The sequence below is a fragment of the Microbacterium sp. 13-71-7 genome (genome assembly GCF_002257455.1).
Taxonomy (GTDB): Bacteria; Actinomycetota; Actinomycetes; order Actinomycetales; family Microbacteriaceae; genus Microbacterium.
In genome coordinates this window covers 1-1,425 of sequence record NZ_NCKN01000412.1, presented here as the reverse complement: position 1 = coordinate 1,425, position 1,425 = coordinate 1, and the positions used below count along the sequence as shown (strand labels likewise).

The window sequence follows — 1,425 nt, the reverse complement described above, 5'->3', positions numbered from 1 at the left end:
GCCGACTTCGCCAGGGCGCTGCCGTTCTCGGTGCCGATGGACTGGATGGCGGTCTCGAGCTACGGGGCGAGCACCAAGTCGAGCGGCGTCGTGCAGATCCGCAAGGACCTCGACACCGACCTGCACGGCAAGCACGTGCTCATCGTCGAGGACGTCATCGACTCGGGCCTGACGCTGAGCTGGCTGCTGGAGAACTTCGCCTCGCGCGGCGCGGAGTCGATCGAGGTGCTCGCGCTGCTGCGCAAGCCCGAGGCGGCCAAGGTCGTGATCGACTGCAAGTACGTCGGCTTCGACATCCCGCCGGAGTTCGTGGTCGGCTACGGCCTCGACTACGCCGAGCGCTACCGCAACCTGCGCGACGTCGCGGTGCTGGCGCCCCACGTGTACGCCTGACGAACCACGCGCCTTCTCTCCGTACGCCGTGGGCGAATCCCCAGGGGGGTGCTAAGGCTCTCGCGCTACGCTGATCTGATCATGGATGTCAAGAAGATCACGCGCAGCTGGCTCACGTATGTGGTGCTGATCGGTCTCTTCCTGGTCGGCGGGTTCCTGCTGATCTCGAACCTCGGATCCTCCTCGCAGGTGTCGACCAAGGATGGGCTGGACCTGCTCAAGGGCGGAACGGTCACCAAGGTCGTCAACACCGATGGCGACCAGCGCGTGGACATGACGCTGTCCAAGCCGTACAAGGGCGCGGACAGCGTGCAGTTCTACTACGTCCAGGCCCGCGCGGCCGAGGTGGTCAAGGCGATCGACGACGCCGCGCCCAAGGATGGCTACAACGACGCCGTGCCGAAGGCGAGCTGGTTCGACGGCTTCCTGTCGATCCTCATCCCCATGGTCCTGCTCGGCCTGCTCTTCTGGTGGCTGCTGTCCAGCGCCCAGGGCGGCAACAGCAAGATCATGCAGTTCGGCAAGTCCCGCGCGAAGCTCGTGAGCAAGGAGAACCCGACGGTCACCTTCGCCGATGTGGCGGGTGCCGACGAGGCCATCGAGGAGCTCCACGAGATCAAGGAGTTCCTGCAGGATCCGGGCAAGTTCCAGGCGATCGGCGCGCGGATCCCCAAGGGTGTCCTGCTGTACGGCCCTCCCGGAACCGGAAAGACCCTGCTCGCCCGCGCCGTCGCCGGCGAGGCCGGCGCCCCGTTCTACTCGATCTCCGGATCCGACTTCGTCGAGATGTTCGTCGGCGTGGGTGCGTCCCGCGTGCGCGACCTCTTCACGCAGGCCAAGGAGAACGCCCCCGCGATCATCTTCATCGACGAGATCGACGCCGTCGGCCGGCACCGCGGTGCGGGTCTCGGCGGCGGCAACGACGAGCGCGAGCAGACGCTGAACCAGATGCTCGTCGAGATGGACGGCTTCGACCCGAACGCGAACGTCATCGTGATCGCGGCGACGAACCGCCCCGACATCCTCGACCCC

Annotated in this window: 2 protein-coding genes; both read left to right on the top strand. The window is 66.5% G+C overall.

The genetic code is table 11. The features are described from left to right. The coding region (locus B7X32_RS20895) for a phosphoribosyltransferase family protein (protein WP_292724155.1) at positions 1 to 393 on the top strand (393 nt) is incomplete at its 5' end. 81 nt (positions 394 to 474) lie between these two features. Then, positions 475 to 1,425, top strand: a 951-nt coding sequence (locus B7X32_RS20890) for an FtsH/Yme1/Tma family ATP-dependent metallopeptidase (RefSeq protein WP_292724153.1), incomplete at its 3' end; no start/stop codon positions are given.